General features: G+C 62.9%; 12 protein-coding genes and 3 tRNA genes. 2 read left to right on the plus strand and 13 right to left on the minus strand.

Annotated features, from left to right (window positions below; genetic code table 11):
• Nucleotides 1-88: 88 nt before the first annotated feature.
• The 5 genes from asd to leuC all read right to left on the minus strand — a co-directional run bounded on the left by asd (nucleotide 89) and on the right by leuC (nucleotide 5,390).
• Nucleotides 89-1,201, minus strand: a complete 1,113-nt coding sequence (gene asd, locus D886_RS0126240; protein ID WP_027596728.1) for an aspartate-semialdehyde dehydrogenase — start codon at nucleotides 1,199-1,201, stop codon at nucleotides 89-91.
• 63 nt (nucleotides 1,202-1,264) lie between these two features.
• The gene (gene leuB / locus D886_RS0126245) at nucleotides 1,265-2,347 is read right to left on the minus strand and encodes a 3-isopropylmalate dehydrogenase (protein ID WP_027596729.1); all 1,083 of its coding nucleotides are present in this window, start codon (nucleotides 2,345-2,347) and stop codon (nucleotides 1,265-1,267) included.
• Nucleotides 2,348-2,401: 54 nt separating this feature from the next.
• The gene (locus D886_RS0126250; RefSeq protein ID WP_027596730.1) at nucleotides 2,402-3,166 is read right to left on the minus strand and encodes a class I SAM-dependent methyltransferase; all 765 of its coding nucleotides are present in this window, start codon (nucleotides 3,164-3,166) and stop codon (nucleotides 2,402-2,404) included.
• 149 nt (nucleotides 3,167-3,315) lie between these two features.
• A complete protein-coding gene (leuD, locus tag D886_RS0126255; protein WP_027596731.1) occupies nucleotides 3,316-3,960 on the minus strand; it encodes a 3-isopropylmalate dehydratase small subunit in 645 nt (214 codons plus the stop codon).
• Entirely contained in the window at nucleotides 3,957-5,390 is a 1,434-nt protein-coding gene (leuC, locus tag D886_RS0126260) for a 3-isopropylmalate dehydratase large subunit (RefSeq protein WP_027596732.1), read from the minus strand. Before leuC ends, leuD begins: the two co-directional genes overlap by 4 nt.
• A 130-nt stretch (nucleotides 5,391-5,520) precedes the next feature.
• Here leuC and D886_RS0126265 point away from each other — a divergent pair, with 130 nt between their 5' ends.
• Both D886_RS0126265 and D886_RS0126270 read left to right on the plus strand, forming a co-directional pair.
• Nucleotides 5,521-6,399 carry a LysR family transcriptional regulator gene (locus D886_RS0126265; RefSeq protein ID WP_027596733.1) on the plus strand — a complete coding sequence of 293 codons (879 nt, stop codon included), beginning with the start codon at nucleotides 5,521-5,523 and terminating at the stop codon, nucleotides 6,397-6,399.
• Between the two features lie 61 nt (nucleotides 6,400-6,460).
• Entirely contained in the window at nucleotides 6,461-9,757 is a 3,297-nt protein-coding gene (locus D886_RS0126270; RefSeq protein ID WP_027596734.1) for a bifunctional diguanylate cyclase/phosphodiesterase, read from the plus strand.
• 56 nt (nucleotides 9,758-9,813) lie between these two features.
• Here the strand turns inward: D886_RS0126270 and D886_RS0126275 are convergent, their stop codons facing one another.
• The 8 genes from D886_RS0126275 to D886_RS0126310 form a co-directional block, all read right to left on the minus strand.
• Nucleotides 9,814-10,257, minus strand: coding sequence for an Hsp20 family protein (locus D886_RS0126275; RefSeq protein WP_027596735.1), 444 nt, complete (start codon nucleotides 10,255-10,257; stop codon nucleotides 9,814-9,816).
• A gap of 262 nt (nucleotides 10,258-10,519) precedes the next feature.
• Nucleotides 10,520-11,491 carry a tRNA-dihydrouridine synthase gene (locus tag D886_RS0126280; RefSeq protein ID WP_027596736.1) on the minus strand — a complete coding sequence of 324 codons (972 nt, stop codon included), beginning with the start codon at nucleotides 11,489-11,491 and terminating at the stop codon, nucleotides 10,520-10,522.
• A 51-nt stretch (nucleotides 11,492-11,542) separates the two neighbouring features.
• The gene (locus D886_RS0126285) at nucleotides 11,543-11,977 is read right to left on the minus strand and encodes a thioesterase family protein (RefSeq protein WP_027596737.1); all 435 of its coding nucleotides are present in this window, start codon (nucleotides 11,975-11,977) and stop codon (nucleotides 11,543-11,545) included.
• A gap of 49 nt (nucleotides 11,978-12,026) precedes the next feature.
• Entirely contained in the window at nucleotides 12,027-12,860 is an 834-nt protein-coding gene (locus D886_RS0126290) for an alpha/beta hydrolase (protein WP_027596738.1), read from the minus strand.
• Between the two features lie 25 nt (nucleotides 12,861-12,885).
• Entirely contained in the window at nucleotides 12,886-13,425 is a 540-nt protein-coding gene (locus D886_RS0126295; RefSeq protein WP_027596739.1) for a TetR/AcrR family transcriptional regulator, read from the minus strand.
• A gap of 164 nt (nucleotides 13,426-13,589) precedes the next feature.
• Nucleotides 13,590-13,665, minus strand: a tRNA-Glu gene (locus D886_RS0126300).
• A gap of 42 nt (nucleotides 13,666-13,707) precedes the next feature.
• Nucleotides 13,708-13,783 (minus strand) — tRNA-Ala (locus D886_RS0126305).
• A 65-nt stretch (nucleotides 13,784-13,848) separates the two neighbouring features.
• Nucleotides 13,849-13,924 (minus strand) — tRNA-Glu (locus D886_RS0126310).
• Between the last annotated feature and the right edge of the window lie 12 nt (nucleotides 13,925-13,936).

The following is a 13,936-nucleotide window of genomic DNA, read 5'->3' on the forward strand; positions in this document are numbered from 1 at the left end:
GCATGAGCCGCTCATGACCAACGCTGTGTGAAATAAAAAAGCCCTGCAAGGCCAACGCCTTGCAGGGCTTCGAACGATCAAACCCGGTTTAACGTTCCAGCAGGATCCGCAGCATGCGGCGCAGCGGCTCGGCAGCGCCCCACAGCAGCTGGTCGCCGACGGTGAACGCGCCCAGGTACTGGGAACCCATGTTCAGCTTGCGCAGGCGACCTACCGGAATGTTCAGGGTACCGGTGACATTGGTCGGGCTCAGCTCCTGCATGCTGATCTCGCGCTGGTTCGGCACCAGCTTCACCCACGGGTTGTGCTGGCTGATCATGCCTTCGATATCGGCCAGCGGCACGTCCTTGTTCAGCTTGATGGTCAGCGCCTGGCTGTGGCAGCGCATGGCGCCGATGCGCACGCAAATGCCATCGACCGGGATCGGGCTCTTGAAGCGGCCGAGGATCTTGTTGGTTTCAGCCTGGGCCTTCCACTCTTCGCGGCTCTGGCCGTTCGGCAGCTCCTTGTCGATCCACGGGATCAGGCTGCCAGCCAGCGGCACGCCGAAGTTCTCGGTCGGGTAGGCTTCGCTGCGCATGGCCTCGGCGACCTTGCGGTCGATGTCGAGAATGGCGCTGGCTGGGTTGGCCAGGTCATCGGCCACAGCCGCGTGGGTAGCGCCCATCTGCTTGATCAGCTCACGCATGTTCTGCGCGCCAGCACCGGAGGCCGCCTGATAGGTCATGGCACTCATCCACTCGACCAGGCCAGCTTCGAACAGGCCACCCAGGCCCATCAGCATCAGGCTGACGGTGCAGTTGCCGCCGATGTAGTTCTTGGTACCAGCGTCGAGCTGCTGGTCGATCACCTTGCGGTTGACCGGGTCGAGCACGATCACTGCGTCGTCCTGCATGCGCAGCGACGAGGCGGCATCGATCCAGTAACCCTGCCAGCCTGCTTCACGCAGCTTGGGGAAGACCTCGTTGGTGTAGTCGCCGCCCTGACAGGTCAGGATCACGTCGAGGGTCTTGAGTTCTTCAATCGAATAAGCGTCCTTGAGCGGAGCAATATCCTTGCCCACGTTCGGGCCCTGGCCACCGACATTGGAGGTGGTGAAGAACACCGGCTCGATAAGGTCGAAATCCTGCTCCTCCAGCATCCGCTGCATGAGCACGGAACCGACCATACCGCGCCAACCGATCAGACCTACACGTTTCATCGCAACTACACCTTTGCTAAAAGTGGGCCGCCACCGACCAAAAACGGTGGCGGGCCAGAGAGATTACAGATTCCGCAGCGCTGCGACTACTGCGTCGCCCATTTCCTGCGTGCCTACTTTGTCGCAGCCGGCCGACCAGATGTCACCGGTGCGCAGCCCTTGGTCCAGCACCAGGCTGACCGCCTGCTCGATGGCCTCGGCAGCAGCGTGCTGGTTGAAGCTGTAACGCAGCATCATCGACACCGACAAAATGGTCGCCAGCGGGTTGGCGATGCCCTGCCCGGCGATGTCCGGCGCCGAGCCGTGACACGGCTCGTACATGCCCTTGTTGTTGGCATCCAGCGACGCCGACGGCAGCATGCCGATGGAACCGGTCAGCATGGAAGCTTCATCCGACAGGATGTCACCGAACATGTTGTCGGTCACTACCACGTCGAACTGCTTGGGCGCGCGCACCAGCTGCATGGCCGCGTTGTCCACGTACATGTGGCTCAGCTCGACATCCGGGTAATCCTTGGCCACGTCTTCGACCACTTCGCGCCACAACTGGCTGGACGCCAGAACGTTGGCCTTGTCCACCGAACACAGCTTCTTGCCGCGCACACGGGCCATGTCGAAGCCGACGCGGGCAATACGGCGCACTTCGCTTTCGCTGTAGGGCAGCGTGTCATACGCCTGGCGCTCGCCGCCTTCGAGTTCACGCTGGCCACGTGGCGCGCCGAAATAGATGCCACCGGTCAGTTCGCGAACGATTAGGATATCCAGGCCCGAGACGATTTCCGGCTTGAGCGACGAGGCATCGGCCAGTTGCGGATAGAGGATGGCCGGGCGCAGGTTGGCGAACAGGCCCAATTGCGAACGGATTTTCAGCAGGCCGCGCTCAGGGCGGATGTCACGCTCGATCTTGTCCCATTTCGGGCCACCCACAGCGCCCAGCAGCACAGCATCGGCCTGGCGCGCACGCTCCAGGGTCTCGTCTGCCAGCGGCACGCCGTGCTTGTCGATGGCCGCGCCACCAATCACGTCGTGGGCCAGGCTGAAGCCGAGCTGGAACTTGTCGTTGGCCAGCTCCAGCACCTTGACCGCCTCGGCCATGATTTCCGGACCAATGCCATCACCTGGGAGAATCAGAATCTGCTTGCTCATGCTTTCCTCTATCCATTCAAGCGGTGCGGCCAGCTCGGCCACACCGAAAAAAACTCAGCGCTCAGCCCACAGTACCAGCACATCGGTGCTGAACGAGCCGTCGGCTTCGATCTGGTAATACTGCCGCACTTCCTCGCCCATGGCTTGCTGCAATTGGCGTATGGCCACACGCATGGGTTCGGGGGTACGCATACGCTCGACCCAGGTGCCAAACTCCAGGCGCAGCGGCTGCCGGGTGTGGCTGCGCACATACAGGCCAGCTTCGCTGACTTGGCGCTGCCATTCGGCGACGGAATAGTCGCGCACGTGGCTGGTGTCGCGCAGCACCTCGACGGTTTGCAGGTAGGTGTCGAGCAACGGGCTGCCCGGCGACATGACGTCGATGAAGGCCGCCACACCGCCCGGTTTCAGCACGCGGCGCACTTCGCGCAGGGCCAGGCCCAGGTCGCTCCAGTGGTGTGCCGAGTAGCGGCTGAAAACGAAGTCGAACGAGGCGTCGGCGAACGGCAGGCGTTCGGCGGCGCCGCGTTGCGTGGTGATATTGCCCAGGCCACGGTCGGCGGCGGCACTGGCTACCACGTCGAGCATGGACTGCGACAGGTCATAGGCGACCACCTCGGCGACCAAGGGCGCAACGTGGAAACTGACATGACCGGCACCGCAGCCCAGGTCCAGCACACGGGCCTCGGCCTGGCCGGCCAGCGCGGCTTGCAGCAGGGCGAATTCGGTGCCCTGGGCGTGCACGGCGCTGCTGAGGTAGGCGTTGGCCTGCTCGCCGAACTGACGTTGGACCACGTCGGTGTGGGTGGTGCTGGTCATGTATAAATCCTTTTGGTTTCTTGTTGCCTTTACCGGCCCTTTCGCGGGTAAACCCGCTCCCACAAGTACTGCACAAGACTTTAGGGCAGAGGAGTTCCTGTGGGAGCGGGCTTGCCCCGCGAAGGGGCCAGCCCTGTCACCTACGCCTATCAGGCATCCCGAAACAGCCAAGGCTGGCTGGCGCGGTGCTTGGCTTCGAAGGCCTTGATCGAATCGCCGTCCTGCAAGGTCAGGCCGATGTCATCGAGGCCGTTGAGCAAGCAGTGCTTGCGGAACGCGTCGATCTCGAAGTGCAGCACCTTGCCATCAGGACGGGTCACGGCCTGGGCTTGCAGGTCGATGGTCAGCTGATAGCCAGGGTTGGCTTCGACCTGCTTGAACAGCTCGTCGACTTCCTCATCGCTGAGGATGATCGGCAGCAAGCCGTTCTTGAAGCTGTTGTTGAAGAAGATGTCGGCAAAGCTCGGTGCGATGACGCTGCGGAAGCCGTACTCGTCCAACGCCCATGGCGCGTGTTCGCGGCTCGAACCACAACCGAAGTTTTCCCGCGCCAGCAACACGCTTGCACCTTGGTAGCGCGCGTGATTAAGCACGAACTCTTCGTTCAACGGGCGCTTGCTGTTGTCCTGGTAGGGCTGGCCCACGTCCAGGTAGCGCCACTCGTCGAACAGGTTGGGGCCGAAGCCGGTGCGCTTGATCGACTTGAGAAATTGCTTGGGGATGATCTGGTCGGTGTCGACGTTGGCACGGTCCAACGGCGCGACGAGGCCAGTGTGCTGGGTAAAGGCTTTCATGCTGCGCTCCCTTGGATCAACTCGCGGACATCGATGAAGTGGCCAGTCACCGCAGCGGCGGCGGCCATGGCCGGGCTGACCAGGTGGGTACGACCACCGGCACCCTGGCGGCCTTCAAAGTTGCGGTTGGACGTCGAGGCACAGTGCTCGCCGCTTTCCAGGCGGTCCGGGTTCATCGCCAGGCACATCGAGCAACCCGGCTCGCGCCACTCGAAGCCGGCTTCGAGGAAGATCTTGTCCAGGCCTTCACGCTCGGCTTGCGCCTTTACCAGGCCCGAGCCCGGGACGACGATGGCCTGCTTGACGGTAGCGGCCACTTTGCGGCCCTTGGCGATTTCGGCCGCGGCGCGCAGGTCTTCGATCCGCGAGTTGGTGCACGAGCCGATGAACACGCGGTCCAGCTGAATATCGGTGATCGCCTGGTTGGCGGTCAGGCCCATGTACTTCAAGGCACGCTCGATCGAGCCCCGCTTGACCAGGTCAGCTTCGGCAGCTGGGTCCGGTACGCGCTGATCAACGGCCAACACCATCTCGGGCGATGTGCCCCAGCTGACCTGTGGTTTGATTTGCGCGGCATCCAGTTCGACCACGGTGTCGAACACGGCGTCTTCATCGGAGACGAGGTCTTTCCACGACTCGACGGCTTGCTTCCATTGCTCGCCCTTCGGTGCATAGGGGCGGCCTTCGACATAGGCGACGGTGGTGGCATCGGTCGCCACCAGGCCCACGCGGGCACCGGCTTCGATCGACATGTTGCAGATGGTCATGCGGCCTTCCATGGACAAGCCACGGATAGCGCTGCCGGCGAATTCCATGGCGTGGCCGTTGCCACCCGCAGTGCCGATCTTGCCGATGACGGCGAGGACGATGTCCTTGGCAGTGACGCCTGCAGGCAATTCACCTTCGACGCGCACCAGCATGTTCTTCATCTTCTTGGCGACCAGGCACTGGGTGGCGAGCACATGCTCGACCTCGGAGGTGCCAATGCCGTGGGCCAAGGCACCGAAAGCGCCGTGGGTGGACGTGTGCGAGTCGCCGCAGACCACGGTCATGCCCGGCAAGGTGGCACCTTGCTCCGGACTGATGACGTGGACGATGCCCTGGCGCTCGTCATTCATCTTGAATTCGACGATGCCGTACTCGTCACAGTTCTCATCGAGGGTCTGCACCTGGAGGCGCGACACCTGGTCGACGATGGCGTCGATACCGCCCTTGCGCTCTGGCGTGGTCGGCACGTTGTGATCAGGGGTGGCGATGTTGGTATCGATGCGCCATGGCTTGCGGTTCGCCAGGCGCAGGCCTTCAAAGGCCTGGGGCGACGTCACTTCGTGGATGATGTGGCGGTCGATGTAGATCAAGGACGAGCCGTCATCACGGCGCTTGACCTCATGGGCTTCCCAGAGTTTGTCGTAGAGCGTTTTGCCAGCCATCAGACTGTTCCTCATCAGCGTCTTTCTATGCCAAAGACCCCTTGGCTTGTACGGACGATGCTATGGCGATAGATTGAATAACTCAAATTCATAATTTTTATGCTTTGCATAACCACCAGGAATCTGAAAGATGGATCTGGCCAACCTCAGCGCTTTTATCGCCATTGCCGAGACCGGCAGCTTCTCGGGGGCCGGCGAACGCCTGCACCTGACCCAGCCCGCCATCAGCAAACGCATCGCCGGGCTTGAGCAACAACTGGACGTGCGCCTGTTCGACCGACTGGGGCGTGAAGTGACCCTGACCGAGGCCGGGCGGGCGCTGTTGCCACGGGCCTATCAGATTCTCAACGTGCTTGATGATACCCGACGCGCGCTGACCAATTTGACCGGGGAAGTGAGTGGTCGGTTGACCCTGGCCACCAGCCACCATATCGGCTTGCACCGCTTGCCCCCGCTTTTACGGGCCTTTACCCGGCAGTATCCTTCGGTGGCGTTGGATATTCAGTTCATGGACTCAGAAGCTGCCTACGACGAGATACTCCATGGCCGCGCTGAAATTGCCGTTATCACCCTGGCGCCAGAGCCCCACCACCTGATCAAGGCGATCCCGGTGTGGGACGACGCGCTGGACTTCGTGGCGGCCCCGGAACACCCGCTGGCCAACAACCACGCGGTCAGCCTGGCCGATGTCGCGCGCCACCCGGCGGTCTTCCCCGGTGGTAATACCTTTACACACCACATCGTCCAGCGGCTGTTCGAAAGCCAGGGCCTGACGCCGAACATCGCCATGAGCACCAACTACCTGGAAACCATCAAGATGATGGTTTCCATCGGCCTGGCCTGGAGCGTGCTGCCGCGCACCATGCTCGATGATCAGGTTGCACCCATCGCTTTACCCGGCATACAGCTGTCGCGCCAGCTAGGCTACATTCTGCACACGGAGCGAACGCTATCGAATGCGGCGAGGGCCTTCATGGCCCTGCTCGACAGCCATGCAGGGTCCGCCTGACCGGTCGTCAGTACGGCATTTCCAACTCAAGGACGCGTCAAACGCCAAAGGTCTGGTACCAATGCCCAAATCAGCAAACCGCTTTCCGCGCCTGCCGCGCATTCCTGCGGCCGACCCACAGGAATCCGAACAGGCCTGGCAAAACGCCCCGCAACTGCTCGCCGCGCTCAACGGCGCCCGCCTGGGGGCCTGGCTGTGGGACATCGAAACCGGCCGGGTCAGCTGGTCACGCGGTACCCAGGCGCTGTTCGGTTTCGACCCGCTACGCCCGCTGCCCAACGACATCGACTACCTCGACCTGCTGCCCGAAGAAGACCGCGCACGCACCCGCCAGCTGTTCCAGGCGGTGGTCAACGGCGAGCCCGTGGAGCAAGCGATGCGCCACCGCATCCGCTGGCCGGATGGCAGCCTGCACTGGCTGGAGATCAACGGCAGCCTGACTCACGACCGCCACGGCCGACCGCAGATGATCGGGGTCATCCGTGAGATAACCCGCCAGCGCGAGCGCGAAACGGCGCTGATCAACTCGGAAAAACGCTTTGCCACGCTGTTTCACCTGAGCCCCAATGCCATCCTCCTGAGCCGCCGCCACGACGGCATGATCTTCGAGGTCAACCAGCATTTTGAAGACATGTTCGGCTGGCCAGGCAACCAGGTGATCGGCAAGACCAGCCTGGAGCTGGGCCTGTGGGTGCACCCCGAGCAGCGCCCGCAACTGCTGGACGCCACCCGCGCCAGCGGTGGCCCACTGATCATGGAAGTGCAGTTCCGGGCCAGCAACGACAAGGTGCACGACGGCATCCTCTGCACCCAGGCCATCGAACTGGAGGGGGTGACGTTTTTGCTCAGCACCTTCGTCGACACTACCGAACGCAAGCGTGCCGAACAGGCCCTCAAGGACAGCCAGGAGCGCCTCGACCTGGCCCTGGACTCAGCCCAGCTGGGCACCTGGGACTGGCACATCCCCAGCGGCATGCTCTACGGCTCGGCCCGTGCCGCGCAACTGCACGGGCTGGACCCGATCCCCTTCCACGAATCGTTCGATGCCTTTTTCGAGGGCGTACCGGAGGAAGAGCGCAATGTCATGCGCCAGGCCTACCGCAGCCTGCGCGAAGGGCCTGCGGGCAATTACCAGATCACTTACCGCGTGCAGCTGGAGAACGGCGCGTCACGCTATATCGAAAGCCGCGCACGGCTGTACCGGGACGACCAGGGCAACCCCTTGCGCATGGCCGGCACCCTGCTGGACATCACCGACCAGGTCGAGCGCGAGCAACGCCTCAGCGCCTCGGAAGAAAAATTCGCCAGCCTGTTCCAGGTCAGCCCTGACCCCATCTGCGTGACCCGCCAGGACACCGGCCAGTTCATCGAGATCAACCCGGCCTTTACCCAGACGTTCGGCTGGAGCGCCGACCAAGTGATCGGCCGCACCGCCGAGGAAATCGGCCTGTGGGCTGAGTCCATCGAACGTGCGCAGCGCATCGAGCGGGTGATCCGCGAACAGGCCTTGAGCAACGTGGCGGTGGTGGTCAACCACCGCCACGGCGCGCCCTTGACCTGCGTGATATCCAGCTGCCTGATCAGCGTCGATGACCACCCCTGCAGCGTCACCACCCTACGCGACATTACCCAGCAGCAACGGGCCGAGGCGGCGCTGAAATCCAGCGAAGAGAAGTTCGCCAAGGCCTTCCACTCAAGCCCTGATGCCATCACCATCACCGAGCGCTACAGCGGCCGCTACCTGGAAATCAACGACGGTTTCTGCCGGCTCACCGGCTACAGCGCGGCCGAAGTGGTTGGGCGCAGCGTGTATGAACTGGGCATCTGGGCCGATGACAAGCAGCGCAGCGCCCTGCTCGCCGAGCTCAAAGAGCGTGGCCGAGTGCACCATCGGGAGATGCTCGGGCGCAACAAGCGCGGCGATATCCTCACCGTCGAAGTGTCGGTGGAACCGATCACCCTCAACGAAACCGACTGCCTGCTGCTGACCGCCCGCGATGTCAGCCAACTGAAAAATGCCCAGGCGCAGATCCGCCACCTGGCGTACCACGACCCGCTGACCAACCTGCCCAACCGCGCCCTGCTGATGGACCGCCTGAGCCAGCAGATCGCCCTGCTCAAGCGCCACAACCTGCGTGGCGCGCTGCTGTTCCTTGACCTCGACCACTTCAAGCACATCAACGACTCCTTGGGCCACCCGGTAGGCGATACGGTACTGAAGATCATCACCGCGCGCCTGGAGGCCAGCGTGCGCCTGGAAGATACCGTGGCGCGGCTGGGGGGCGATGAATTCGTGGTGCTGCTCAGCGGCCTGGAAGGCAGCCGCGAACAGGTCGAAAGCAAAGTGCGCGAGCTGGCCGATACCCTGCGCGAACTGCTGGCCGAACCGATGTCGCTGGATGGCCAGCGCCTGCAGGTAACCCCCAGCATCGGCGTGGCGTTGATCCCCGACCACGGCACCACCCCCGCCGACCTGCTCAAGCGTGCCGATATCGCCCTGTACCGGGCCAAGGACTCCGGGCGCAATACCACCCAGTTGTTCCACACCACCATGCAAAAGGCTGCCAGCGAGCGCCTGCGCATGGAAAACGACCTGCGCCTGGCGCTCGCCCGGGGTGAGCTGGCCTTGCACTTCCAGCCCCAGGTGGATGCCCGCGACAACCGTATTGTCGGTGCCGAAGTGCTGCTGCGCTGGCACCACCCACAGCTCGGCCAGCAGCCACCGGCGCAGTTCATTCAGGTACTGGAAGAAAGCGGCCTGATCCTGGAAGTAGGCAGCTGGATCCTCGACGAAGCCTGCGATGCCTGCGCGCGCATGCTCACGGACGGGTTGATCGACGCTGATGATTTCAGCCTGTGCGTAAACATCAGCCCGCGGCAGTTCCGCCAAAACGATTTCGTCGGGCGGGTGCTGCGCAGCCTGGACGACTACCGCTTGCCACGGCGGATGCTGAAGCTGGAAATCACCGAAGGCATCGTCATCCAGAACCTGGAAGACACCATCAGCAAGATGCGCGAGCTGAAGCGTTACGGGGTAAGTTTTGCCATGGACGACTTCGGCACGGGCTATTCGTCACTGACCTACCTCAAGCGCTTGCCGGTGGATGCACTGAAGATCGACCAGACCTTCGTGCGCGACGCACCGATAGACCCTAATGACGCCGAGATCGTCCGCGCCATCGTCGCCATGGCCCACAGCCTGGACCTGGCGGTGATTGCCGAAGGGGTGGAGCTGACCGAGCAACTGGAGTTTCTGGAGAAACTGGGCTGCCATTTGTATCAAGGGTACCTGCACAGCCGGCCGCTGCCGTTGCAGGAATTCCGGCAGATGCTGCTGGAAGCGCCTGCGGATTACTGACTGCCCGCACGCAAAAAAGGGCACCCGAAGGTGCCCTTTTTGTCACAGCCTTACACTCAGTTCAGCGCTGGCTTGTCGCCATTGATCGGGATGCGTTTGGCCTTGGCTTCTTCAGGCACGATGCGCAGCAGGTCGATGCTGAGCAAACCATTGGCCAGGCCCGCAGCCTTGACCTCGATGTGGTCGGCTAGGCGGAACGACAGCTTGAAGGCGCGCTGGGCGATGCCCTGATGCAGGTAGGTCACTTCTGCGGCGCTGTTGTCGCGCTTGCCACCGGAGACGGTCAGGACACCTTTTTCGACTTGCAGGTCGAGGTCCTGCTCCTGGAAACCGGCTGCGGCAACCACGATGCGGTAGTGGTCTTCGCCATGTTTTTCCACGTTGTAGGGCGGGTAGCTGCTACCGGCCTCGTTACGTGCCGCGGATTCGAACAGGTCGTTGAAACGGTCGAAGCCAACGGAATGACGGAACAGTGGAGCGAGAGAGAAAGCGGTGGTCATGGTCATAAACTCCTGAGATTCAGCAAGTAAGTCACTGCGCGACCCGAGTTCGGCATCGCGTACTCAAAAGATAAGGTCGGTGAAATGGCTTTCAAGAGGGACCACGAAAAATTTTTTGAGCGGGTTTGCGTTCCATCACAACCTGTGTAGGAGCAGCCTTGTGCTGCGAAGGGGCCTGTGCCCACAGCGAGAAATCACTGGGGTCACGGACCTCTTCGCAGCACAAGGTTGCTCCTACCGTGAATCGGGCAATTCCCCGTGATCAGGCAACACACGCCTCGAATGCCTGTACCTCACCCCCCAACAACCGGCTGATCCGCGCGCAATCATCTTCGCGACGCAATTCGGCAAACAGCACGACCGCCTCCGGGTAGCTGCGGGTCAGCATTGCCAGCCATTGCTTCATCCGCCCCGGCGCATAGCGCGGCGACAGCTTGGCCTGGGCCTGGCGCCAGAACTCGCGCAGCAGCGGTAGCAGGTCGTCCCAGCTCATCGGCTGGTAGTCGCGCCCCTCGCGGGCAGCGGCAATCTGTACGCCCAGGTCGGGCCGCGACACCAGCCCACGCCCCAACATGATGTGTTCGGCACCACTGACCTCACGGCAGCGGCGCCAGTCGTCCACGGTCCAGATTTCGCCATTGGCGAACACCGGCACCTTGACCACATCCTGCACCCGCGCCACCCACTCCCAGTGAGCGGGCGGCTTGTAGCCCTCGACCTTGGTGCGGGCGTGCACCACCAGATGCGCCGAACCGCCTTCGGCCAGGGCCGTGGCGCATTCCAGCGCGCCATCGGGGCTGTCGAAGCCCAGGCGCATCTTCGCCGTCACCGGGATATGCGCCGGCACCGCACGGCGCACTTCGCGGACGATGGCGTGCAGCAGTTCTGGCTCCTTGAGCAGCACCGCGCCGCCGCGCGACTTGTTCACGGTCTTGGCTGGGCAACCGAAGTTCAGGTCGATTACCGGTGCGCCCAGCTCACAGGCCAGCGCTGCGTTCTCGGCCAGGCAGACCGGGTCGGCGCCCAGCAGTTGCACACGCATCGGCACCCCGGCCGCGGTCCGCGCGCCTTGGCGCAATTCAGGCGCTAGCTTGTCGAACGAGGATGCCGGCAGCAGGCGGTCGCACACGCGGATGAACTCGGTGACGCACCAATCGATGCCACCCACTCGGGTCAGGACGTCGCGCAGGATGTTGTCGACCAGCCCCTCCATGGGGGCCAGGGCAATTTGCATGTGAGGGTCTCGGCGGGAAAAGGCGGCAGTCTAACAAAAAACCACAGCCCTTCAGGCACCGATCAGCGCTTGGCCGTACCCCTCGATGAACGCTGCAGGCATGCGCTTGGGCTTGCCGCTGGACAATTCGATACAGGCGAAGGTGGTCTGCGCCCGCAACAGGGTCACGCCATCACGCGGGCGCTTGAGCTGAAAGCGGCGGGTCATGCGCAGGCGCTGGTCCCAGTCGATGATCCAGGTCGCCAGCTGCAGCTCGTCATCTTCATAGCCCGCGGCCAGGTAATCGATTTCGTGGCGCACCACCGCCATGGCCCGGTCCAGGCGGCGGTACTCGGCGAGGTCCAGGCCCAGGCGCTGAGAGTGGCGCCAGGCGCAGCGTTCGAGCCACGTGACATAGGTGGCATTGTTGGCGTGGCCGAGGCCGTCGATGTCCTCGCTGCCGACACGCAGGTCGATGATGAAGGGTGTTGCCAAGTCCCAGCTCATGCACGCTCCTAATAACAAAAACACAACTGAAAGCCAGTGTAACGGATGCTCAGGCCCTTTGCCGGGCCGGCGCGCCGGCCCGTGCAAGCAATTCGAGCACCGCCTCGCCCAGGCGCGGGTCGGCCAGCACTCGCTGGTGCCCGCCCTCCTCCAGTAGCAGCAAGCGGCTGTCGAACCAGGCCTTGTGGATGATATGGGCCTCATCGGCAGCCACCAGGCCATCGTCAGCCGCATGTACCACCAAGCCTGGCAGTTCCAACTGGTAACCACTGACATCCAGGCGCGTGATCTGCATCCCCACATCCCGCTCCACCTGGCGTATGAATGCGGCCCGTGCGCGCGCCGGCAACCCCAGGCGATGCGCGAAGCCGCGCAACACGCCGAGCAACCGGGCGGGTGCAGCGATGCTCACTGCCGCCTCCGCGCGCAGCCCCATCTGCAACGCCAGCAACACACTGGCCCCACCCATGGAGTGGCCTATCACCGCGCGCAACGGCGGCAGCTCGGCAGCCGCTTCCAGCAGTGCGCGGGCGAACAACACCACGTGAGCTTGATGGCCTGGAGAGCGACCATGTGCCGGCCCCTCCAACGACACCACTGTATGCCCGGCCTGGACCAGGGCCTCGATCAACGCGGCAAACTGGGTGGGGCGCCCTTCCCAACCGTGCATCAGCAATACTGTCGGCCCCTTGCCCCAACGCAACGCCGACAGCCCGAAGCGCAGGGTGATGCGCTCGGCTTTGGCCAGCAGCGGCAACTCCCACGCTTTTGGGGGCAATGTACGTGGGGTCATGAATGCGCGGCGCATCTTGCCGGCCACATGCTCAGGGGCCAGGTGGCCCAGGGTGCCATTGACGCCACGAATCCAGCTCAGGGTAGTCATCGCCTTGCTCCAGCATTGTGGTTATTCAGATCACCGCCGACTTGGCGGCACGCAATACACGGTCAGAAAGCTCGCCAGTGCCCAAGGCCCGCGCCAGGGCCAGGCCACCGACCATCAGCGCCAGGTCGGCCAGTGCTTTGTCGATGTCTTCGGGGCGGTCGACCATTTTCGCGGTCATCAGCTCGATGTGCTCGGCCAGCACCTCGCGGAACACCTCTGGCAGGCGCTGCATTTCGCCCAGGGCGTTGGGCAGCGGGCAGGCATGCACTTGCGCGTCGCGGTGCTTGCGCGAAAGGTAGAACGCCGTCACCAACGCCCGGCGCGCCTCGCCATCCAGGCTGGGGTCGACCTGCGCCAGCAAGTCCCGCCGTTCGCCCAATAACTGGCGAAAAGCCTCCAGCATGAGTTCGTCCTTGCTCTCGAAATGGGCATAGAACCCCCCTACCGTCAGGCCTGCAGCCCCCATGACCTGGCTGACGCTCGGCTCAGCCGGCCCGTGCTGGATCAAGGCGCTGCGCGCAGCTTCGAGAATCCGCTCGCGGGTTTTGCTCTTTTTGTCGTTCATGGCCACCTCGAATATGATGCTTGTAATATTATAAGCATCATATTTTTTGGCAAGCGAAATTAGCGATCACCTGTCGGTGCCGGAAAAATGGGAAAGGGAGAAAAACAAAAGGCCCATTCAATAAGCGAATGAGCCTTTAAAGTCCCGCAAAATGCGGGTAAACATGGCGTCCCCTAGGGGACTCGAACCCCTGTTACCGCCGTGAAAGGGCGGTGTCCTAGGCCACTAGACGAAGGGGACGTAACCTTCGTGCCGGTTCGTTTTCACAAACCGCGGCAAAATTGGTGGAGCTAAGCGGGATCGAACCGCTGACCTCCTGCATGCCATGCAGGCGCTCTCCCAGCTGAGCTATAGCCCCGAAAACAAAAGGCTCATCCAATAGACGAATGAGCCTCTTTAAGCCCCGCAAAACGCGGGTAAAAGTGGCGTCCCCTAGGGGACTCGAACCCCTGTTACCGCCGTGAAAGGGCGGTGTCCTAGGCCACTAGACGAAGGGGACGTAACCTTCGTG

Source organism: Pseudomonas sp. LAIL14HWK12:I7 (assembly GCF_000483465.1).
Taxonomy (GTDB): Bacteria; Pseudomonadota; Gammaproteobacteria; order Pseudomonadales; family Pseudomonadaceae; genus Aquipseudomonas; species Aquipseudomonas kermanshahensis.

Excerpts from the sequence above, each read along its gene's own strand:
- asd (WP_027596728.1), bottom strand. The coding sequence starts at position 1,201 with ATGAAACGTGTAGGTCTGATCGGTTGGCGCGGTATGGTCGGTTCCGTG.
- leuB (WP_027596729.1), bottom strand. The coding sequence starts at position 2,347 with ATGAGCAAGCAGATTCTGATTCTCCCAGGTGATGGCATTGGTCCGGAA.
- D886_RS0126250 (WP_027596730.1), bottom strand. The coding sequence starts at position 3,166 with ATGACCAGCACCACCCACACCGACGTGGTCCAACGTCAGTTCGGCGAG.
- leuD (WP_027596731.1), bottom strand. The coding sequence starts at position 3,960 with ATGAAAGCCTTTACCCAGCACACTGGCCTCGTCGCGCCGTTGGACCGT.
- leuC (WP_027596732.1), bottom strand. The coding sequence starts at position 5,390 with ATGGCTGGCAAAACGCTCTACGACAAACTCTGGGAAGCCCATGAGGTC.
- D886_RS0126265 (WP_027596733.1), top strand. The coding sequence starts at position 5,521 with ATGGATCTGGCCAACCTCAGCGCTTTTATCGCCATTGCCGAGACCGGC.
- D886_RS0126270 (WP_027596734.1), top strand. The coding sequence starts at position 6,461 with ATGCCCAAATCAGCAAACCGCTTTCCGCGCCTGCCGCGCATTCCTGCG.
- D886_RS0126275 (WP_027596735.1), bottom strand. The coding sequence starts at position 10,257 with ATGACCACCGCTTTCTCTCTCGCTCCACTGTTCCGTCATTCCGTTGGC.
- D886_RS0126280 (WP_027596736.1), bottom strand. The coding sequence starts at position 11,491 with ATGCAAATTGCCCTGGCCCCCATGGAGGGGCTGGTCGACAACATCCTG.
- D886_RS0126285 (WP_027596737.1), bottom strand. The coding sequence starts at position 11,977 with ATGAGCTGGGACTTGGCAACACCCTTCATCATCGACCTGCGTGTCGGC.
- D886_RS0126290 (WP_027596738.1), bottom strand. The coding sequence starts at position 12,860 with ATGACTACCCTGAGCTGGATTCGTGGCGTCAATGGCACCCTGGGCCAC.
- D886_RS0126295 (WP_027596739.1), bottom strand. The coding sequence starts at position 13,425 with ATGAACGACAAAAAGAGCAAAACCCGCGAGCGGATTCTCGAAGCTGCG.